This window comes from Streptomyces marokkonensis (assembly GCF_039539045.1).
Taxonomy (GTDB): domain Bacteria; phylum Actinomycetota; class Actinomycetes; order Streptomycetales; family Streptomycetaceae; genus Streptomyces; species Streptomyces marokkonensis.
In genome coordinates this window covers 1-19,908 of sequence record NZ_BAABCQ010000146.1, presented here as the reverse complement: position 1 = coordinate 19,908, position 19,908 = coordinate 1, and the positions used below count along the sequence as shown (strand labels likewise).

General features: G+C 70.8%; 20 protein-coding genes and 1 pseudogene. 8 read left to right on the top strand and 13 right to left on the bottom strand.

Annotated features, from left to right (window positions below):
- Positions 1-355 precede the first annotated feature (355 nt).
- Positions 356-1,003, bottom strand: a complete 648-nt coding sequence (locus ABEA26_RS27915) for a transposase family protein (protein ID WP_345596120.1) — start codon at positions 1,001-1,003, stop codon at positions 356-358.
- Between the two features lie 405 nt (positions 1,004-1,408).
- Positions 1,409-2,380: an SDR family NAD(P)-dependent oxidoreductase gene (locus ABEA26_RS27910; RefSeq protein ID WP_345596123.1), complete on the bottom strand. Its 972-nt coding sequence runs from the start codon at positions 2,378-2,380 to the stop codon at positions 1,409-1,411.
- A 63-nt stretch (positions 2,381-2,443) separates the two neighbouring features.
- On the opposite strand from ABEA26_RS27910, the gene ABEA26_RS27905 reads away from it, so the two are divergent.
- The 4 genes and pseudogenes from ABEA26_RS27905 (at position 2,444) to ABEA26_RS27890 (ending at position 6,034) form a co-directional block, all read left to right on the top strand.
- Complete coding sequence (locus tag ABEA26_RS27905) at positions 2,444-3,016, top strand: TetR/AcrR family transcriptional regulator (RefSeq protein WP_425587910.1); 573 nt, start codon at positions 2,444-2,446, stop codon at positions 3,014-3,016.
- A 90-nt stretch (positions 3,017-3,106) separates the two neighbouring features.
- Positions 3,107-3,418, top strand: a pseudogene (locus ABEA26_RS27900) (transposase family protein); the annotation flags it as partial.
- A 101-nt stretch (positions 3,419-3,519) separates the two neighbouring features.
- Positions 3,520-4,590 (top strand): hypothetical protein, encoded by a 1,071-nt coding sequence (locus tag ABEA26_RS27895; protein ID WP_345596119.1) that lies wholly within the window; start codon positions 3,520-3,522, stop codon positions 4,588-4,590.
- A 499-nt stretch (positions 4,591-5,089) separates the two neighbouring features.
- Positions 5,090-6,034 carry a hypothetical protein gene (locus ABEA26_RS27890; protein WP_345596118.1) on the top strand — a complete coding sequence of 315 codons (945 nt, stop codon included), beginning with the start codon at positions 5,090-5,092 and terminating at the stop codon, positions 6,032-6,034.
- Between the two features lie 216 nt (positions 6,035-6,250).
- Here ABEA26_RS27890 and groL read toward each other — a convergent pair whose 3' ends face one another.
- The 4 genes from groL to ABEA26_RS27870 all read right to left on the bottom strand — a co-directional run bounded on the left by groL (position 6,251) and on the right by ABEA26_RS27870 (position 10,354).
- Entirely contained in the window at positions 6,251-7,876 is a 1,626-nt protein-coding gene (groL, locus tag ABEA26_RS27885) for a chaperonin GroEL (RefSeq protein WP_345596116.1), read from the bottom strand.
- A 163-nt stretch (positions 7,877-8,039) separates the two neighbouring features.
- Positions 8,040-8,348 (bottom strand): co-chaperone GroES, encoded by a 309-nt coding sequence (groES, locus tag ABEA26_RS27880; RefSeq protein WP_055418319.1) that lies wholly within the window; start codon positions 8,346-8,348, stop codon positions 8,040-8,042.
- Positions 8,349-8,633: 285 nt separating this feature from the next.
- Positions 8,634-9,371: a polysaccharide deacetylase family protein gene (locus ABEA26_RS27875; RefSeq protein WP_425587911.1), complete on the bottom strand. Its 738-nt coding sequence runs from the start codon at positions 9,369-9,371 to the stop codon at positions 8,634-8,636.
- A gap of 41 nt (positions 9,372-9,412) precedes the next feature.
- Positions 9,413-10,354, bottom strand: a complete 942-nt coding sequence (locus ABEA26_RS27870; RefSeq protein ID WP_345596114.1) for a polysaccharide deacetylase family protein — start codon at positions 10,352-10,354, stop codon at positions 9,413-9,415.
- A gap of 90 nt (positions 10,355-10,444) precedes the next feature.
- Between ABEA26_RS27870 and ABEA26_RS27865 the strand changes: the two genes are divergently transcribed.
- Positions 10,445-11,656 carry a class I SAM-dependent methyltransferase gene (locus ABEA26_RS27865; RefSeq protein ID WP_425587909.1) on the top strand — a complete coding sequence of 404 codons (1,212 nt, stop codon included), beginning with the start codon at positions 10,445-10,447 and terminating at the stop codon, positions 11,654-11,656.
- 37 nt (positions 11,657-11,693) lie between these two features.
- Here the strand turns inward: ABEA26_RS27865 and ABEA26_RS27860 are convergent, their stop codons facing one another.
- Both ABEA26_RS27860 and ABEA26_RS27855 read right to left on the bottom strand, forming a co-directional pair.
- Positions 11,694-12,776 (bottom strand): LCP family protein, encoded by a 1,083-nt coding sequence (locus ABEA26_RS27860; protein WP_345596112.1) that lies wholly within the window; start codon positions 12,774-12,776, stop codon positions 11,694-11,696.
- A 184-nt stretch (positions 12,777-12,960) separates the two neighbouring features.
- Positions 12,961-14,013, bottom strand: coding sequence for a LacI family DNA-binding transcriptional regulator (locus ABEA26_RS27855; protein WP_345596110.1), 1,053 nt, complete (start codon positions 14,011-14,013; stop codon positions 12,961-12,963).
- Positions 14,014-14,390: 377 nt separating this feature from the next.
- On the opposite strand from ABEA26_RS27855, the gene ABEA26_RS27850 reads away from it, so the two are divergent.
- On the top strand, positions 14,391-15,965 hold the full coding sequence (locus tag ABEA26_RS27850) for a hypothetical protein (protein WP_345596109.1): 1,575 nt from the start codon (positions 14,391-14,393) through the stop codon (positions 15,963-15,965).
- 14 nt (positions 15,966-15,979) lie between these two features.
- Positions 15,980-16,279, top strand: coding sequence for a hypothetical protein (locus ABEA26_RS27845; protein ID WP_345596108.1), 300 nt, complete (start codon positions 15,980-15,982; stop codon positions 16,277-16,279).
- Here the strand turns inward: ABEA26_RS27845 and ABEA26_RS27840 are convergent.
- The 4 genes from ABEA26_RS27840 to tsaB are packed head-to-tail and all read right to left on the bottom strand — an operon-like array spanning position 16,248 to position 18,850.
- Entirely contained in the window at positions 16,248-16,541 is a 294-nt protein-coding gene (locus ABEA26_RS27840) for a hypothetical protein (RefSeq protein WP_345596107.1), read from the bottom strand. The two genes, ABEA26_RS27845 and ABEA26_RS27840, sit on opposite strands and share 32 nt — an antisense overlap.
- Positions 16,538-17,668, bottom strand: a complete 1,131-nt coding sequence (tsaD, locus tag ABEA26_RS27835; RefSeq protein ID WP_345596106.1) for a tRNA (adenosine(37)-N6)-threonylcarbamoyltransferase complex transferase subunit TsaD — start codon at positions 17,666-17,668, stop codon at positions 16,538-16,540. The genes ABEA26_RS27840 and tsaD overlap by 4 nt, the downstream gene beginning before the upstream one ends.
- On the bottom strand, positions 17,661-18,146 hold the full coding sequence (gene rimI, locus ABEA26_RS27830; RefSeq protein ID WP_345596121.1) for a ribosomal protein S18-alanine N-acetyltransferase: 486 nt from the start codon (positions 18,144-18,146) through the stop codon (positions 17,661-17,663). The genes tsaD and rimI overlap by 8 nt, the downstream gene beginning before the upstream one ends.
- Before the next feature lie 50 nt (positions 18,147-18,196).
- Positions 18,197-18,850 carry a tRNA (adenosine(37)-N6)-threonylcarbamoyltransferase complex dimerization subunit type 1 TsaB gene (tsaB, locus tag ABEA26_RS27825; protein WP_345596105.1) on the bottom strand — a complete coding sequence of 218 codons (654 nt, stop codon included), beginning with the start codon at positions 18,848-18,850 and terminating at the stop codon, positions 18,197-18,199.
- Between the two features lie 205 nt (positions 18,851-19,055).
- Between tsaB and ABEA26_RS27820 the strand changes: the two genes are divergently transcribed.
- Positions 19,056-19,610, top strand: coding sequence for a hypothetical protein (locus tag ABEA26_RS27820; protein WP_345596104.1), 555 nt, complete (start codon positions 19,056-19,058; stop codon positions 19,608-19,610).
- A gap of 71 nt (positions 19,611-19,681) precedes the next feature.
- Here ABEA26_RS27820 and ABEA26_RS27815 read toward each other — a convergent pair whose 3' ends face one another.
- On the bottom strand, positions 19,682-19,843 hold the full coding sequence (locus ABEA26_RS27815) for a hypothetical protein (protein ID WP_345596103.1): 162 nt from the start codon (positions 19,841-19,843) through the stop codon (positions 19,682-19,684).
- Positions 19,844-19,908 lie beyond the last annotated feature (65 nt).

The window sequence follows — 19,908 nt, the reverse complement described above, 5'->3', positions numbered from 1 at the left end:
GAACGGGGTCGCGTTCCGGGCCGCGCGATGCGCGCCGACTCATGGCGCGTCAAATCGTGGCGTACCGAGGGGAATTGTAGGGTCTTCAGGTTGTTGCTGTGTTAGCGTGATCATGCCGAGTCGATAAATGTGCGACTTTGGTGGAGGGTGCCCCGAGGGTATGTGTGGACCGACACCTTTTGACGGCGTCCTGCGGGGTCGGACCACTCGCACTCAACCTTCTGGGAATCACATGTGTGAAATGGGGAAAATTGAAGTCTTCTCGCTTCCGTAAGATCACCGCTGCGGCCGGTGTCACCGCGGCTGCCGTGATGATGTCCATCGCCGGTACATCGAGCGCGTCGGCCGTGGTCATTCACAAGGAAGAAATCCTCACCGCCGAGGTGTGCGTCATCCGTGGCAACGGAATGGTCGCCAAGGGGACCGCCACCGGGTTCACCTGCAACCCGAAGCGCGAGCCGGTCTGGGTTCTGACCTGGTGGTAGGGCGCGTCGGAGGCGGGCTGTCCGTCCGGCAGGGAAGAGTCAGGGGGCGCGCCTGACGCGGCTGCATTTCCTTCAGCCGTGGTGAACGGTCCATCGACTCGGTCGGTGGACCTTTTCACGGTCTGGCATGCGTGGAGCGCGGCGGCGAGCAGGTGGACAGCGGTGCCGTCGGTGCGGGATCCGCGCATGGTCTTGCCGTCGACGGCCAGACCGACCAGGGTGTCGCCGGGTTCGTCGACCGGGTCAGCGACGTAGCGGGCGAGCCAGGCACCCACGGCGTCGTCGAGGGCGTCACCGTCCAGGCGGGCCAGGAGCCTTCCCAGCGGGGAGGCGTTGGGTGTGCTGGAGGTCAGTCCGAGTTGTTCGCGCAGGTCGGAGTCGGTATCGGCGGCGAAGCGGGCGATGGCGGCCAGGGACGCGGCTCCGCCGAGGACGGCGACCAGGCACAGCGCGAGGAGGGAGCCCAGGTGGTAGCGGCGACCCCGGACACGGCGGGGATCGGGTAGCCGGCCCAACACGTCCGCCAGTCAGACGAGCTGTGACGGTTCCGGTTCTGGGCAGGTGGAATCAGTGTCCGCGCAGTGGCGCTGCAGGACACGGATCAGGGAGGACGGCACGCGAACGCGACCCCTGTTCGTGATCAAAGGCTTCGGCAACCGCGTCTCTTGTTGCCGAACCGGGTGAAAACCCAACACGCCTGCGTTTACTTCTCTGTCCAGTTCGGTGTTTTGAACCGCGCTAATCAGCGTCTCGGTCGTGCCGGAGGCGGGGTTCCGCACCGGGCTCTCGGAGAGGAGCCGACCGGGTTTTGGCTGGGCGCATTGGGCGTGGCCGTCTTCGCAGGCCATGTGTTACCGGCCTTGTGGGTTGATGCGGTGACCAACAGAGAAGGCGGCGGTGCCGCTTGCTGTGGCGTCGAGAGGTCAGGCGCGGAGCAGGTCGGTCGAGACCGTCCAGAGGCGCTTGGCGGTGGCGGGATCGAGCGCCCATTCCTTGACCCCGTGCGGGTGCTGCGCGAGGGCGGCGTCGTTCGGCACGGTGTAGGCCTCTTGCGAATCGTCGAGGTAGTAGCCTCCGGAGTGCGCGAACTCCGGGGCGACGGCCGCGACGATGCTGGTGGCAGCCCCCTGCTCGACCGTTTTGTACGTGAACACTCCAGCGGCTTCGGCCGCGTCGAGCGACTCCTTCTGCTGCGTTGTGAAGTTCCGCTGCAGTCCCGTCGCGACACCGCCGGGGTTCACCGCATTGGCCACGATGCCGTCAGACGCCCAGAGGCGGGTCGCCTCGACGGCGAAGAGAGAGTTCGCCGTCTTCGACTGGGCGTAGGCAATCTGCGGGTCGTAACTGCGACGCTCGAAGTGGAGGTCGTCGAAGACGATGCCAGAACGCATGTGCGCCGTCGAACTGACCGAGACGATCCGTGCTCCGTCGCGGTCGGCCGCTCCCAGGGCCAGGGCGTCATGAAGGCCGGTGGCGAGCGCGAAGTGGCCAAGATGATTCGTCGCGAATTGCAGTTCCCAGCCCTCACGTGTTCGTTCGAGGCCACCGGTGACCACGCCCGCGTTGTTGATCAGCAGATGAAGCGGGCCGCCCCACGTGTCAACGAATCGCGTGACAGTGGTCCTGTCGGCAAGGTCGAGCCGGACGACCCGGGGCCGTATCCCTCCGGTCGACTTCGCGATCGCCTCAGCGACGGCGTCACCCGCAGTCGTGTTGCGGACAGCGAGCGTCACCTCCGCCCCGGCAGCGGTCAACACACGAGCCGTCTCGATCCCGATTCCGGAGGAAGCGCCCGTCACGATCGCGCGGATGCCGGTGAGGGTGACGCCCCGCAGGACCTCGTCCGCGGTACTCGAAGCGGTGAAGGGCGTGGAGACGGGTTCGCGAGTAGCCATGGCGGTGACTATACGCACTAGACTAAGTTTGTATAGTGCGACTCTCGATTGTACGCTCGTTCCATGAGCAGTCCTGATGCCGACCACCCGCCGTCGACAGTCGCCGATACCGACCGCCGAACCATGGTTCTGGACTCCGCCATGGTCACGTTCGCGCGATTCGGTTACCGGAAGACCTCGATGGAGGAGGTGGCGCGGGCGGCGCACATCTCCCGGCCCGGGCTCTACTTTCTCTTCTCCTCGAAGGAGATTCTGTTCCGTGCCGCGGTCACCCAGGCCCTGGAGCGGGACATCACAGCGGTTGAACACGTCCTGGCCGACCCCGGCCGACCACTTCCAGAGCGCCTCGTCGAAGCGTTCGACCAGTGGGCGGGCCGCTACATCGGCCCGCTGACGCGCGACGTCGCGGCGGTCATCGAGGACAACCCCGACCTCCTCGGAGAGATCGCCGAGACCACGCCGCGACGTTTCGAGGAACTGATCACAGAAGCGATCGCCGTCGAGTCAGAACGAGACGCGGCCCCTCTTGTCGCACAGACGATGATCAGCGCATCGATCGGTCTCAAACATCAGGCCGCATCGCGGGAGTTCTACCTCGAACGACTGTCGGTCGCCATCGATCTCCTGGTGCGCTGAAGATACTCGCTGAAGCCGCAGGAGAGAGCCCGGCTGAACAGCCAGGTCCTCCCGCCCGGCCAGAACTGGCGCTGCCCCGCCACCCGACGATCCTCCGGCGCCCTGCCCGGGTCTGTTCACGACCTGACCGCCGCACAGGCCCATGGGATCATCGACGCGCGCGCCGCGGCCGAGCCGAAGTGCTGGGCGGACAAGGCGTACCAGGGAGCCGGCCACCCCGTCCGCGTTCCGTTCCGAGGCCGCCGGCTCAAGCGGTGGAAGCACCGGCACAACAGCAGTCACGCCAAGATCCGCTGCCTGGTCGAGCAGGCCATGGCGGTCCTGAAGAGCTGGCGACTCCTACGGAAGCTCCGCTGCAGCACCAACCGCATCACCGCGATCGTCCAGGCCGTACTCGTCCTCCTCACGCGTCAGCATGAGGTTGGAAAAGGCTCAGTGGCAAAGCGAATCCCGAGGACGTCGACGTCACCTACCTCATACCTCCAGACGCATACGCCCGGGCGATGGCGGACGCCGACACGATTGACTACCTTGACAATCTGGGCACCAAGGACCGGTGCACGCGCCACGGCATGCGAGTGGACGCATATGTCCTTTGCCTTCCCGAGACGGAGAACTTCCGGGAGGCCCTGAGGGCCTGGATGCAGGCCAACCGTGTCAAAGCAGACGGTCGTCATCCGGTGCGGTCAGCAGATGAATTCGCTGCGGCACAACAGCGCAAGCTATTGAAGACCGTGGGATGCACCACCAGCAGCACCGAAGCCGGTACGGCTCGGCGATCGCTCCGGTTGGCTCTCGAAGGGACGCCCGTCCGGGAACATCGCATGGAGTCGTCCGTGCTCGGACAGTGGCCGACCTCCTTCCAGGAGGCAGTCACCACCGTCGCCCACGCCCTCGATGAGAGTCGCCCCACACACGACTACGGACCGTTGCCGCAAGCCGTCCGAAAGGCAACGCGACTCTACGCCGCAGCGACCTTTCCCTCGTCGTACGGCATGGTCCTGGAGGAGGCACCGACAGACGAGGACGAGCCACCACTACCGGGGGTGGCCTCGACGGAGTCGTTGCTGGACCGTGCGATGGGGACTGTCCTCGACATCACTGACCGGGCGGAGGCAGGCCCGGGAGCCATCGACGCGGTGATCGAAACAGCGCTGCCCCTGGGCGGGCGGGTCTTCAACCGTCTTGCCGACCTGACAGAGGTACTCGCTGACTCGGGGACCGATGTCAGTCTGACCCGGAGTTCGCCGTACAACGGTGTGCGTACCTCCCGCCTCGGCTCACAAAACGCCCAGCGGTGCCGGGACGCGCTGCGCGCCGCGCAGCCCGAGGAGCACTCGGAACGGTCGGCGGGCAGGCTCGTCGGCGGCAGCGTGCTGCGGGGAACGGTGGAGATCGAGACGGCCGACCGGGGCGTCATCACTGCCCGCGTGGATCACGAGGTCACCAGCCTGCTGAGTGCCTACGCGAACCGCCGGATCACTGCCGAGGTCCTCGTGTCAACCGTCCGCTCACCGCACGGACGCGAGCACCACAGCTATGTCGTACTCAATCTGGCCCTGCACACAAGCTGACACCGTGTTCTCCGTGAACGGTCGACTTACGCGGGAGTGGACCATCACCCGAACGTGTGATCCACCCAAGTACGTGGCCGGCCTCGTGCCCGGGCGACGTAGCGTCAGGTGGCTGCGCCCGCAGCAGGCGGGAGGGGCGCAGGTTCGGTGAGTGAGAGGGCGGCATCGCGTGAACGCGGGCACTGGTGATCGAAGCGAACTGTTCGTCGACGGCACCGACAAGGGGCGTTCGGACAGGGAAAAGAAAGGCCAGGGGGCAGTGACCGGCGGGGGGACGGTGATGTTCTCCGACGCTCCCGGCGGTGGCTGCGCGTCGCCGTCGGCAGCCCCGGTCTCGGCCCGCACCGGTGCCGCCGGTCCCCGTGGCGTCGGTCCCGGTGGCGTCGGTCCCGGGGCTGCCTCCGTCCCGCGCGCCCGGCCCGCCCCGCGTCCCCGGCCCGGCGGTGTCCCTGCCGGGCACCTGGGTGCGGGGCGTTGGGGAAAGATCGCGCAGCGGATCGTGCCGGACGACCTCCAGCCCGACGTGCTGCGGATGGAGCTGATCGAACTCGGGGACGCGTTCCGCGCCTACCAGCGGCGCCCCGAACCCGACCTCGCCGTCCTCGCCGAACTCCACGACCGCAAGGCCCGCGCCTTCACCGCGTGGGCCGCCGTCACCGACGACGCGTCCCTGCGCGAGGAGGCGGAGCGGGCGGAGACGGCGGCGCGGACCACACGCGAGATGAACGCCAACCGCCTCGGCGTCACGGCGGACGGAGACGGGCCGGCCGTCGAGCGGTTGCTGACCCGGGCCCAGGCCGTCCACGGCCGTACCGTACTCGAGCACGTCCGGGTCCATGCCCCGCTCCCCGACGCGGAGGCGCGGCTCGCGGTGCTCATGCTCACCCTGCGGGCCGCGCGCGCCGGCACGGGGAACGTCACCGGGCAGGACCTCCTCGGCTGGCTGCAGGGCGATGCCGAGCGGGTGCTCCAGCAGCTGGTCGACGTCGGCTGGCTGCGGCTGCCGGAGGACGTCTCCGCCGACGACGCGCTGACTTCCCGGCCCGAGGAGCCCACCCAGGTCACCGTCCCCACGCTGTTGCCCGTCGAGCCCCGCCTGTTCTGCTTCGGCAAGGTCACCCGTGCGCGGCTCTCGGGGTGGGCGCAGAAGGTGGTGGGCGACCGGAAGCTGCGGAAGAAGAAGGCGGGGGCCGCCACACGGCTCCTCGCCGTGTACACCGCCGCCCACAGCCGTCCCGACGGGCGTCTCGGAAGCACCGGCGAGGACGCCGGCCTCGCACTGGACGTGGTCGCCTCGTTCTGCGCCGTGCGGCCCGAGGAAGTCGCCGAGCACACCGCGCTGCTGGTCGCCGCCGGCTGGCTCACGGAGGAGTCCGACACCGCCGGGGGGAGGCTGCGGGGGCGGCTCGCCGAGCGGGTACTGCCGTTGAGCGGCCTGCTGTGACGGCGCCTCGGTGACGGGTTCCTCGGTGACGTGCCGCCGCTGTGCCACCGCCGCGTCGCCGGGGGCGGCCGACGGCGGTCGGCCCGACCACCCCGACAGGCTGCGGGCCGACCTCCACAGATGCCGGCCCATAACGCACGGTGCCCAGCACCCCGAAGGGGCACTGGGCACCGTTCAGCTCAGCTCAGCTCGATTCGGCTCAGCTCAGCGCTGCGCTCAGTGGGAGTGGCCGTGGCCGTGGCCCGCGGCGGCCGGCTCTTCCTCTTCCTTCTTCTCGACGACCAGGGTCTCGGTCGTCAGGAGGAGGGAGGCGATGGAGGCGGCGTTCTCCAGGGCGGAGCGGGTGACCTTCACCGGGTCGATGACGCCGGCCTTGACCAGGTCGCCGTACTCGCCGGTGGCGGCGTTGAAGCCCTGGCCCTTGTCGAGCTCGGCGACCTTGGAGGTGATGACGTAACCCTCCAGGCCGGCGTTCTCGGCGATCCAGCGCAGCGGCTCGACGGCGGCGCGGCGGACGACCGCGACACCCGTGGCCTCGTCGCCGGTCTTGCCGAGGTTGCCCTCGAGGACCTTGACGGCGTGGACCAGCGCGGAGCCACCACCGGAGACGATGCCCTCCTCGACCGCGGCGCGGGTCGCGGAGATGGCGTCCTCCAGACGGTGCTTGCGCTCCTTCAGCTCCACCTCGGTGGCGGCGCCGACCTTGATCACGCACACGCCGCCGGCCAGCTTCGCGAGGCGCTCCTGGAGCTTCTCGCGGTCCCAGTCGGAGTCCGTGTTCTCGATCTCGGCCTTGATCTGGGCGATGCGGCCCTGGACCTCGTCGCGCTTGCCGGCACCGTCGACGATCGTGGTGTCGTCCTTGGTGACGGTGATGCGACGGGCGGTGCCGAGCACCTCCAGGCCGACCTGGTCGAGCTTGAGGCCGACCTCCTCGGAGATGACCGTGGCGCCGGTGAGCACGGCCATGTCCTGCAGCATCGCCTTGCGGCGGTCGCCGAAGCCGGGGGCCTTGACGGCCACCGCGTTGAACGTGCCGCGGATCTTGTTCACGACGAGGGTGGAGAGCGCCTCGCCCTCGAGGTCCTCGGCGATGATCAGCAGCGGCTTCGAGGCGTTGGCCTGGATGACCTTCTCCAGCAGCGGCAGCATGTCCGCGATGGAGGAGATCTTGCCCTGGTTGATGAGGATGTACGGGTCCTCGAGGACCGCCTCCATGCGCTCCTGGTCCGTCACGAAGTACGGCGACAGGTAGCCCTTGTCGAAGGCCATGCCCTCGGTGAAGTCCAGCTCCAGGCCGAAGGTGTTGGACTCCTCGACGGTGATGACACCGTCCTTGCCGACCTTGTCCATCGCCTCGGCGATGAGCTCGCCGACCTGCTGGTCCTGGGCGGACAGCGCGGCCACGGCGGCGATGTCGGACTTCTCCTCGATCGGGCGCGCGGTGGCGAGGAGGTCCTCGGACACCGCGGCGACGGCCGCGTCGATGCCCTTCTTCAGCAGCGCCGGGGAGGCACCGGCGGCGACGTTCCGCAGGCCCTCGCGGACCAGCGCCTGGGCCAGGACGGTGGCGGTGGTGGTGCCGTCACCCGCGATGTCGTTGGTCTTGGTCGCCACCTCCTTCACCAGCTGGGCACCGAGGTTCTCGTACGGGTCCTCGATCTCGACCTCGCGGGCGATCGTGACACCGTCGTTGGTGATGGTCGGGGCGCCGAACTTCTTGTCGATGACGACGTTGCGGCCCTTGGGGCCGATCGTCACCTTCACCGTGTCGGCGAGCTTGTTGACGCCGCGCTCGAGGGCGCGACGGGCGTCCTCGTCGAACTTCAGGATCTTCGCCATGGGAGCGTGAGCCCTCTCGGAAATCTGATCTAAGTGAAAACTGACTGCGCCCCTCGCGCCCGGCTTGTTTAGGTCGCGGGTGCCAGGGGCGCAGCGGCTGAGCTAGGTGCGTCGAGGTGGGCCGACTACTGCTCGACCCGCCTCCCGGCGCTTACTGCTCGACTTACTTCTCGACGATCGCGAGCACGTCGCGGGCCGAGAGGACGAGGTACTCCTCGCCGTTGTACTTCACCTCGGTGCCGCCGTACTTGCTGTAGAGCACGACGTCGCCGACGGTGACGTCGAGCGGAAGACGGTTACCGTCCTCGAAGCGGCCCGGGCCCACGGCCAGGACGACGCCCTCCTGGGGCTTCTCCTTCGCGGTGTCCGGAATGACCAGGCCCGAAGCCGTGGTCTGCTCGGCGTCGAGCGGCTGGACCACAATGCGGTCCTCGAGCGGCTTGATGGCAACCTTGGAGCTGGTGGTCGTCACGATCCGACCTCCCCCTTCGGAGATCTCACGGGGTTAACTGTCTGAGGTGGCGACCAGGTCGATCCGTCGTCGCGGGTGCCGGACCTGCCCGTCGCGTAGTTGGCACTCTCCGGTGGGGAGTGCCAGAGCCGAGACTATGACCGCGATTAGCACTCGGTCAAGCGGAGTGCCAATGCCGGCGGCGCGTCGGGGGGAAATCGGCCTGTACGGCCGCGTCCTCGGACTCCCCCGGAGGGGCCTGCCGGGGCTGAGCCGGAGGAGTCCGCCGAGCCGAGAGCGACCGGCCTACAGGTAGTCCTCCAGGCGGCCCACCCTCAGCCCCTGGTCCTCGATCTCGTCCAGCAGACGTTCCGTGCGGGCGCTCAGGCCCACGCCCGTCGGGTGGTCCGGGGCGACGGACACGATGTCGCCGGGGCGGAGGTCGTGGTCGCCGCGGGTGTAGGCGAGGTCACCGGCGGGATCCAGGGCCGCCCGCCACAGGACGACCGCCGTGATGCCGCAGTCGGCGGCGGCGCGCAGGGTCGTGGTGTCGTACGTGCCGTGGGGCGGGCGGAAGAGGTGGGGGCGAACGCCGAAGCGGGACTTGAGCTTGGCCTGCTGGCCGCAGATCTCGGCGCGCTGGCCGGCGTAGGGCAGGCCGCGCAGGGAGCGGTGGTCGAGGGTGTGGTTCTGCAGGCTCGCGCCGACCGAGCGCAGCCGGGCGAGGTGGCCGTACACCGGTCCGGCGACGGTGTCGGTGAGGAACAAGGTGACCGGGAGCCGCCGTTCGCGGATCAGTGCGGCGAAGCGCGGGTCCCGCTCGGCGCTGTCGTCGAAGGTGAGGAAGACGACCGGATCGGTGGTGCGGACGTGGTCCACGACGGGCGGCAGGTCCTGCCCCCGCCCGTTGCCCTGGTTGCCGCCCTGACCGCCCGCCCTGGCCTGTTGCGCCACCGGAGGGGGTTCGGCGGGGCCGGCGGACCGGGCGCCGCAGCCGGTGAGCAGTACGGCGGCCAGGACGGCCAGGGCGGTCACGGCGGACATGGCCGTCGGGGCGGCCCCGGTCGGCCGGAACCGCCCGTACCTCACAGGTAGTCCTCCAGCCGGGCCACCGCGTACCCCTCCGCGGTGACCTTGTCGAGGAACTCGCGGACCATGTCGCGCATGGTGCCGCCCCAGTCGTCCTCGCCCCGGAAGTGGGTGAGGACGATGTCGCCGGGGTGGATCTCGCGGTCCCACTCGCGGTAGTCCCAGTGGTCGGCGAAGACCTCCTCGTTCCAGATCGGGGCGTACTCGATGCCGCAGGACCTGGCCGCCCGCAGGGTGTCGCGGTTGTAGTTGCCGTAGGGCGGGCGGAAGAGGGTCGGGCGCTCGCCGTAGCGCCTCTCGATCACGTCCTGCATGCCGCAGATCTCGCGCTTCTGCTCGGCGTAGGACAGACCGGGCAGGTAGGGGTGGTTCAGGGTGTGGTTGGCGAGGGTGACGCCGCGGTCCTGCATCTTCTTGAAGTAGCCGTAGTCCTCCTTCACCAGGTAGTCGCTGAGGAAGGCGGTGTACGGGACCTGCAGCTCGCTCATCATCCGCAGGAACGCCGGGTCCTTCTCGGCGCCGTCGTCGATGGTGAGGAAGACGATCTTCTCCTTGGTGGGGACCGAGGTGAAGACCGGCGGGAGGTTCTTCTGGCCGTCCACCTCGAAGCCCTCGCGCGCCTCGATCTCCGGCTTCTTCGCCGGGGGCGGCGGGGCCGTCAGCGGGACCTTCTCCAGGTTCCAGCGCTTGGCGGCGGCGACCCGGGCGGTGTGGGCCGCGCGCAGCTCGGACGCGTAGGCGTCGAGGGCGCGGGCCGGGGGCGCCTGCAGGGGCTGCGGGCCGGCGGCGCCCCGCCCGCCGGAGGAGTCCTGCGCACAGCCGGAGGCGAGGGCGGCGACGGCGAGCACGGCGACACCGCCGCGCGCCCGGAGCCTTGGAGAGGGCGCCCGAAACACCCTGGATACCCGACTCTTGTCATTTTGTACGACTGCTCGCATGGTGCCGGATCCTCGCAGTCCCCGGCCGTCGGGCCGCGCCCGACACCGCGCGGGAGGCACACGATCCACCGACTGGCCCACAATGTCCCGGTGAACGACCTCGACGCCCTCCTCGCCCTGCTCACCTCCGAAGGCCGCGCCCTCCTCGACGAGGTCCGCGACACCGACCCGGCGCGGGAGCTCGCGGTCGCGACCCGGCTGCGGCGCACGCATCCCGCCGAGCTGGTGTCGGCGGCGCTCGGGCAGGCTCGGCTGCGGCAGCGGGCGGTGGCGAAGTTCGGTGAGCGGGACGCCGGGCGGATGTTCTTCACGCCCAACGGGGTCGAGCAGTCGACGCGGGCGAGCGTGGCCGCGTACCGGGCCGAGCGATTCGCCGCCCTGGGCGTGACCTCCGTCGCCGACCTGTGCTGCGGTATCGGCGGCGACGCGATCGCGCTGGCCCGGGCCGGGATCCGGGTACTGGCCGTGGACCGGGACCCGGCGACGGCCGCCGCGGCCCGTGCCAACACCGAGGCGCTGGGGCTGGGTGAGCTGATCGAGGTGCGCGAGGCGGATGTCACGGAGGTGGACACCGGTGGGTACGACGCCGTGTTCGTCGATCCCGCGCGACGGGGCGGGCGTGGCCGGATCTTCGACCCGGAGGCGTACTCGCCGCCGCTGTCCTGGGCCGTCGAGGCGGCCCGTAGGGCTCCCCGCGCCGCCGCGCTCAAGGTCGCGCCCGGCATTCCGCACGAGGCGGTGCCGGCGGACGCCGAGGCCGAGTGGATCTCCGACGGCGGGGACGTGAAGGAGGCGGTGCTGTGGTTCGGCGGCACGCCGGGGGCGGTACGTGCGGGGGCGGTACGTGCGGGGGCGGTACGGGCCACCTTGCTGCCGGGTCCCCGCACCCTGCTCGGCACCGGCCTGCCCGACCCGGAGGTCCGTACACCCGGCCGCTACCTGTACGAGCCGGACGGCGCCGTCATCCGCGCCCATCTCGTCGCCGAGGTCGCCGAACAGGTCGGCGGAGGGCTGCTCGACGCCACCATCGCGTACGTCACCGCGGACGAGCTGCTGCCGACGCCCCACGCCACGGCGTACGAGATCACCGACCGGATGCCCTTCAACGTCAAGAAGCTGAAGGCACTGCTGCGGGAGCGCCGGGTCGGCAACCTGACCGTGAAGAAGCGGGGCTCGGCCGTCGAGCCGGAGGAACTGCGGCGGAAGGTCAAGCCCCAGGGGCCGAACGCGGCGACGGTCTTCATGACCCGGGTCGCCGGGGCGCCGACCATGCTGATCGGGCACCCGGTGGGCAAGGTTTGACCGAGCTCCGACCAAGCGTGGCGTGTCGGACTCGGCCTCAGCGCAGCGATTCCCACAGGTCACCGGCGTCCGGCTCCTTGGCCACCACCCAGTTGGCGTTCCAGGGCGCCGGTACGACGGGCATCGTCACCGTGCGTACGTCGTCCGCCGGCAGGCTCCCGAGGCTGCGGCCGAGGCTCATCAGCTCGCCCAGCGAGTCCAGGCCGGTGTCGGTGGTGAGGCTGCCGGTGACCGCGTCGGCGACCTGGTACAGCCGCGGGGGGTCGGTGAGCAGGTCGGTGGCGGAGATCTGCTCCAGCAGCGCCTTGACCAGTTTGTGCTGGAGCTCTATGCGGGCGAGGTCGCTGCCGCCCTCGAGTCCGTACCGGGTGCGGGCCAGGCCGAGGGCCTCGGTGCCGTCGAGGTGGTGGGTGCCGGCGTCCAGGTACAGGTGGCTCTTGTCGTCGTCGATGTCCGCGTCCGTGGTGACGGTCACGCCGCCGAGCGCGTCGACCAACTTGGCGAAGCCGGAGAAGTCGATCTCGATGTAGTGGTCCATGCGGACGCCGGTGACCGACTCGACGGTCTTGACGGCGCAGACCGGCCCGCCCAGGGCGTAGGCGGAGTTGAACATCGCGCCGCTCGCCTCCCGGCTCTCGCCGCCGGACGGCAGCGGGCAGGACGGGCGGGCGATGAGCGTGTCGCGCGGGATGCTGACCACGGTGGCCGCGGTCCGGCCCGCGTCGAGGTGGACGACCATCGCCGTGTCGGAGCGGGCGCCCTCGCTGTCGCCGCCGCCGAGTTCCTGGTTCTCCTCGCCGCTGCGCGAGTCCGAGCCGAGGACCAGGATGTTCAGGGCGCCAGTGGGCGCCGGGGCCGCGTCGGGAGAGGCGGAGGGGACGGTGACCGGCCGCGCGGGGCGGTCGTCGCCGAGCGCGCCGTTGATGTCGACGCTTGTGATGTTGTCGTTCAGGTGCCAGTAGGCCCAGCCCGCCGCGGCGGCCCCGAGCAGCAGGGCGCCGGACAGGACGAGGCCGGCCGCCTTCAGCCCTTTCGAGCGCCCGCCCAGCCAACCCGGGCGGCTCTGCTCCCCCGATCCGTCCGGCTCCCCCGGCCCACCCCGCGCGTCCCGCGCAGCCATGCGTCCCCCCCCCGCCCGTGCCGGTCCCGTTCGCGTCCCCACCCGAATGCCCCATCAGGAGGAACATAAGTCCGAATTATTGGGAGCGGACATACCCGGGTCGTCATTCTGCGGAAATTCTCAGACTTCGGGTGAGAGCGACCGGGCGTTCGAAAATTGCGGCGAGGGAGGGCGCCGAATTCGGTCAGGCCACCGCAGGCGCCCCCGTACTGCTCCGCGCTTCCAGGCTGGTGGCCAGCTCCACCCGGGTCGCCGTCGTGGAGCCGTCGTCTCGCCCGAGGTCCAGGACCAGCCGGGCCGCCGCCTCGGCCATCTCCATGAGCGGCTGCCGTACGGTCGTCAGCGGCGGCCCCACCCAGCGGGCCACCGGCAGGTCGTCGAACCCGACCACGCTCAGGTCCTGCGGGATGCGAAGCCCCAGCTCGCGGGCCGCCTCGTACAGCCCGAGCGCCTGCAGGTCGTTGCCGGCGAAGACGGCGGTCGGCCGGTCGGGGCGACGCAGCAGTTCCAGACCCTGCCGGTAGCCGGCCTCGTGGTGGAAGTCGCCGGTCATGACCAGGTCCGGATCGACGGGCAGCCCCGCCGTCTCCAGGGCGGCCCGGTAGCCGTCGATCCGGGCGCGGCTGCACATCATCCGGGTGGGTCCGCTGATCGCGCCGATGCGGGTGTGCCCGAGGTCGACCAGGTGCCGGGTGGCGGCGAGCCCACCCTGCCAGTTGGTGGCGCCGATGGACGGCACGTCGACGCCCGGGTCGCCGGCCGGGTCCATCACCACGAACGGGATGGAGCGGCTGGTGAGCAGGGCCCGCTGGGACTCGTCGAGGCCGGACAGGACGAGGATCACGCCGTGCGGGCGGCGGGCGGCGACCTGGTCGGCCCAGGTCCGCCCGGGCGTGAGGCGCCCCGCGCTCTCGGAGAGGACGACGCTGAGCCCGGCGTCCCGCGCCACGTTCTCCACGCCCCGGATGACCTCCATCGCCCAGGCGCTCTCCAGCTCGTGGAAGACCAGGTCGATCAGGGGTGAGCGGGTCGCCTCGGCCCGTCGGCGGCGGTAGCCGTGGTCGCGCAGCAGCTCCTCCACGCGCGCCCGGGTCGCGGGGGCGACGTCGGCGCGGCCATTGAGGACCTTCGAAACAGTCGGCGCCGACACACCGGCCTCACGCGCGATCTCGGCAAGAGTCGCGGTCTGCGCAGACCGCCTTTGCGTCCGGGTTTCAGCGGGCTGCGGGGATGTCATGACGGCGATGGTATCCCTGCGGGCCCTCTCGACGAAGTCTTCGGCAAGCCGCGGACTCTCGGAACATTCGCCCTTTCTCTCGAATCATTCGTCAGCGAAGTGTGCGTTCGGGCATGCGGTGGTCGAGCCGGGCGCCCTCGAACCGCGCCTGACCGCCTTCAGCTCCGACGTACGCCACACGGCCCGGCCGACCCTCGCGGGACCGGCGCGGACGCGGGGGCGGATCCCGGCGGCCCACCGCGGGTCCGAGGTTCTCGCGGTGGGCCGAACTCTCGCACGGCGGATTGAACTTCCTCGACTCCGAGGCGTTCGTCCCGGCGACAGGCCGGGCAAGCCCCCCCTATCTTGGGACCGCTCACCAGGAGGTAGGGGGACTGATGGAGCAACGGGGGAAGTACGCCTTGCCGCAGTACGCCGCGGACGCGGTGACGCGGATGCTGGTGGGGCATGTGTACCGGTTCATGCCCTTCGCCGTGGACGTGTACAGGCTGTTCGTGACGGAGCGGTTCCGGGCGCACGGCCAGCCACAGGGGATCGACCTCGTCGCGGTGGCCCGGCACGCCCGCCGTGCCGGGCGGCTCTTCCTGCTGCGCGACATGATGCTCGTACTTTGTCTGGCCCCGCTCGTCGCAGGCCTGGTCGAGTGCGTCATGGCGTTCCTCGCGGAAGACGGCGCCCGCCTGGGCAGAGGCGTGACCTTCCTGCTCGGCGCACTCGTCGCGGGCACACTCGTCGTGGTCGCGTGGGTCTGGGGCATGTGGGGGCTCGCCCAGCGCGTCCAGTGGGGCGCGACCCCACCGCGCGACAGTGCCCCCGCGGCCGACGCCCGGCTCGAACAGGAACTGGACGCCCTCGACGACGCCAACGTCATCGTCTACTCCGCCCAGGGGCCGGAGGGCGACCAGCCCTTCCTCGGCAGCGGCGTCTACGTGCTGGAGAACGTCTGGGCCGGCATCGACGTCGGCCGCCCCGCCAAGGACGACACCGGTGAGAAGCTCACGGTCGAGGAGTTCACCGCCCAGGAACTGCACGGCTACGTGGCCGAGCACGTGGCCGACATCGCAGGAATCGAAGAGCTCCGCGCGCACAACCGCCTTTACATACAGGGGCACCATGCGCGGGATCTCGACGCGGAACTGCTGCCGGACCGGCTGAGACGGCCGGTCAACCGTATCGACCCGGCGCTGGTCGAGGCCGGTGTGACCGAGACCGGCGACGTGATGCGTACCTACCTGACCTTCGAACTCGTCGGCACCCGCGGCTCGTACGTCGTCACCATGCACGTCCGCGCCCGGCTGGTCCGCGCCCGCCTCTCCTGGGAGGTGTCCGCCTATTACCTGCCGCCCGTACTGTCCGAGCTGGCCGAGAGGACCGTCCGGCCTCTCGACCTGGGTCCGCACGCCGTGCAGGTGCTGAGGGTCTCCCGCAGACAATTCCGGAGCGACCTCTTCGGCTCCGCCCGCCGGATGCTCCACCGCCCGCTGCGACGCCTCGCCGACGCCGCGAGGCTGCTGTGGCGCCGCTACCGGATCTCCCGCCCCCGCAGCGACTTCGACTACGGCGCCTACGGCACCCTCCGCGCCACGGCAGCGTCCCTCGAACGGGAGTGGGACTACACCCAGCGCATGGACGCCAGGGACGCCATCCAGCGAATCCAGCAGGCCCTTCTGCATGCCACCGAGCGGTTTCTCACGGAGCACCACATCGACACGTCCGACCTGCGCCAGGCCCACAAGGCCATCACCAACCAGACCTACAACTTCAGTGGCCCGATCAGCGGCCAGAACAACTTCGGCGACCGTGGGATCAACATCGTGTCCGGCCACCACCCGGGCTTCGGTCCGGTCCGGGGCCCCGGACCGGCCTCCGGCTCCGGCTCCGGCTCCGGCTCCGGCTCCACCAACGTCCACAGCCCGGCCTCGTCGGCGCCGTCGGGCAGCTCGGCCAAGTGAGGAAGGCAGCACGCATGAGCACGTACAACTTCCATGGTCCGGTCACCAGTGGTCAGACCAGCATCGGCGACAACAACCAGAATCTGTTCATCGGAAACCTCGACGAGCTGGTGCAACGGGTGCGGGCCGAGCAGCCCGGTCAGGCGGAGGAGGCGGAGCGGGTTCGTGACGAGATCGCGCTCGCGACGGCCGAGAACCGTCCCGTGGACCGTGGCCGGGTGCAGGACTGGCTCGCCGCGATCCGTGAGAGCGCGGCAGCCGGCAGCGGGGTACTGGCGCTGGTCACGGCGCTGACGGCCCACCTGGGCCTGTGAGCGCCCCGTCCACCGACTCGAACCGCCAGCGGTGCGCCGCCCGCGTGATCAGGTCCCCGTCCGGCTCGGGCAGCTCCGGCAGGTCGGCGTCGTAGGGGGCGTCCCACCAGGTGATGACGAGGACGCGGTCCTGCGGGGCACGGAGGGTCTCGCGGCGCAGCGGGGTGTGGGTGCCGCCGAGCGGCTGGGCCCGTGCCCAGGCCAGCAGTTCCTCGCCCCGGCCGGGCACGGCCCGCACCTCCCACATCAGCGCGACGGTCACGAGTACAGGTTCTCCTTGCCGACCTCGTGGACGTGGTCGTGAGCATGTGTGTGAGGGTGCGCGTGCGTGTGGCCGTGGCCCGGCACGTGCGGTTCCGTCACCGGGAGCGACGAGTCCGCCGAAAGGTCCCAGTCGGAGGCGGACCGCCCGCGGGCGACCATTTCCGCGCCGAGCGCTGCCACCATCGCCCCGTTGTCCGTGCACAGCCCCGGCCGTGGCACGCGCAGCCGGATACCGGCCGCCTCGCAGCGCTCCTGGGCGAGGACCCGCAGGCGGGAGTTGGCGGCCACGCCGCCGCCGATCATCAGGTGGTCCACACCCTGGTCCTTGCAGGCCCGTACCGCCTTGCGGGTCAGCACGTCCACGACCGCTTCCTGGAAGGAGGCCGACACGTCGCGCACCGGCACCTCCTCCCCCGCCGCCCGCTTCGCCTCGATCCAGCGGGCCACGGCCGTCTTCAGCCCGGAGAAGGAGAAGTCGTACGCCGCGTCGCGCGGGCCGGTGAGCCCCCGCGGGAACGCGATCGCGTTCGGGTCGCCCTCGCGCGCGTACCGGTCGATGACGGGGCCGCCGGGGAAGCCCAGGTTCAGCACACGGGCGATTTTGTCGAAGGCCTCGCCGGCCGCGTCGTCGATGGTGGCGCCCATCGGGCGGACGTCGGAGGTGATGTCCGAGGAGAGCAGGAGGGACGAGTGGCCGCCGGAGACCAGCAGCGCCATCGTCGGCTCGGGCAGCGGGCCGTGCTCCAGCTGGTCGACGCAGATGTGCGAGGCGAGGTGGTTGACGCCGTACAGGGGCTTGCCGAGGGCGTAGGCGTACGCCTTCGCGGCCGAGACGCCGACCAGCAGAGCTCCGGCGAGGCCCGGGCCCGCGGTGACGGCGATGCCGTCGAGGTCGCGCGCGCTCACCCCCGCCTCCTTCAGGGCGCGGTCGATGGTGGGGACCATCGCCTCCAGGTGGGCGCGGCTCGCCACCTCCGGCACGACGCCGCCGAAGCGGGCGTGCTCGTCGACGCTGGACGCGACGGCGTCGGCCAGCAGGGTGGTGCCGCGGACGACACCGACTCCGGTCTCGTCGCAGGAGGTCTCGATCCCGAGTACGAGAGGCTCGTGGCGTGAGTCAGCCATGGTTGTCGGTTCCTCGTTCGGTTCCCGGTACGGGAGTGGAAGGGTCGGTCAGGCGCATCACCAGGGCGTCCACGTTCCCCGGCTGGTAGTAACCGCGCCGGAAACCGATGGGCTCGAAGCCGAAGCGCTCGTACAGCCGCTGCGCGCGGGTGTTGTCCACCCGGCACTCCAGCAACACCTCGGCGCAGTCGAAGTCGGTCGCCGCCCGCAGCAGTTCGGTCAGCAGCCGCGCGCCGAGGCCGGTGCCCCAGTGGTCGCGGGCGACGGCGATGGTCTGCACGTCGGCCTGCTCCCCGGAGGAGACCAGACCCGCGTAGCCGGCCAGCCGGCCGTCCACCTCGGCGACCAGGTAGCGCCGGCTCGCCCCGGGGCCGCGCGCGTGGGCCAGCTCGGACCAGAACATCCCCCGCGACCAGGCGTCCTCCGGGAACAGCTCCCGTTCCATCCGGAGCACGGGGTCGATGTCCCACCAGCGCATCTCGCGCAGTTCGGCGTGCCCGGGCGAGGTCACGGGTTCGGTCGATCCGGTCACTTCGGGGTGACCACCTTGTAGTTCTTGGGGACCTGGGCGTCGGGCCGGCGCAGGTACAGCGGCCGAGGCACGGGCAGTTCCTCGCCCGCCGCGAGCTTCTCGGCGGCCAGGCACGCCAGGGCGGCGGCGGACACGTGCTCGGGCTCGTGCGCCTTCGGGAAGGTGTCCGGGTAGAGCAGCGCGCCCGCGCCGACGGCCGGGAGTCCGGCCACCTGCTCGGCGATGTCGGCGGGGCGGTCGACCGCCGGGTCGGTGAGGCGGGTGCGGGAGTCGGCGTACCGAGCCCAGTAGACCTCCTTGCGGCGGGCGTCGGTCGCCACCACGAAGGGGTCCTCCAGGTCGGCGGCGTAGGCGAGGCCGTCCAGCGTGCACACGCCGTGCACGGGCACGCCGAGCGCGAGTCCGAAGGTGTCCGCGGTCATCAGGCCTACGCGCAGCCCCGTGTACGGGCCGGGGCCGGTGCCGGCGACGATGCCGGTGACGGCGTCGAGCCGCAGGCCGGCCTCGGCGAGCACCCGGTCGACGGCGGGCAGCAGCAGCTCACCGTGCCGGCGTGCGTCCACCTGGCTCGACGAGGCGATGACGTCCGTACCGTCGTGCAGCGCGACGGTCACGGCGGGCGTGGCGGTATCCAGAGCGAGCAAGAGCACGCAAACAGCCTACGGCGCCGCGGGGGCCGTGTCGGACGCCCGGTCGCCGGTCCCGGCGCCACCGGCCGGTGCCGTCGTGGGCCGGCCCACGACGTCCTGCGCCACCGCCACTGGGCACCCGTGTCGCCCACCGCGTCCGCGCGGTCACCGACTGCTACCGTCGCCGGGGAACGGATGCACGAGTACGACGACGAGGTGGTCGCCAGTGGTAAGCAGCAGCGCCGGTTTCGTCACCGGCCTCACCGCGGCGGCCCTCGTGACGATCGGCGTCCTCGGCCATCAGGCGCAGACCAGCGCCCCGGCCGGCCCCGGCGGCGCCCACGCGAGTGCCACACCCGCACCCGGCGCCTCCAAGGCGCCCCGCGACCGGCGGCGCCCGGACGCCCTGCCCGCGGGGTCCGGACGGGGCGAACGGGTGGTGTACTCGGTGGACGACGACCGGGTGTGGCTGGTCGACCCGGGCAACAAGGTCCGGCGCACCTTCGAGGTGACACCCAGCACGGTCGAACCGGCACCCGGCACCTACTCGGTCACCTCCCGTTCGAAGCGGGTCACCGGGTCCGACGGCGTCCCGGTCGAGCACGTCGTGCGCTTCACCAGCGTCGAGGGCGTGGCCATCGGGTTCAGCGCGGCGGTGAACGGCTCCACCGCGAATCCCGACCCGGACCGGCGCACCGGCGGCATCCGGGAGACGCGCGCGGACGGCGACGCGATGTGGCGGTTCGCGACGATCGGGCAGCGGGTCGTCGTCGTCCCCTGAGCCAGGGACACCGACCTGGCAGCCTCGCAGCCTGGCGGGTCAGGCAGTCAGGCAGTCAGTCGGCTAGGCGGTCAGGCGGCCTCGCGGTGCTCCCGGACCGGGTGGCACGTCTCCGGCTCGGGCGCGGGCGCGGGCGGCGGTGTCGAGACCGCCTTCGCGGCGGCGCAGGACGCGAGCAGTTCGCGCATCGAAACCCCGGCGGGCACGGACGGCTGCGACTGGGTCTCCGACATGGACGCCTCCTGAAGGTCGGGGGCGGGCGCAGTTAGGCATGCCTAACTACGTGCTGGATACCATG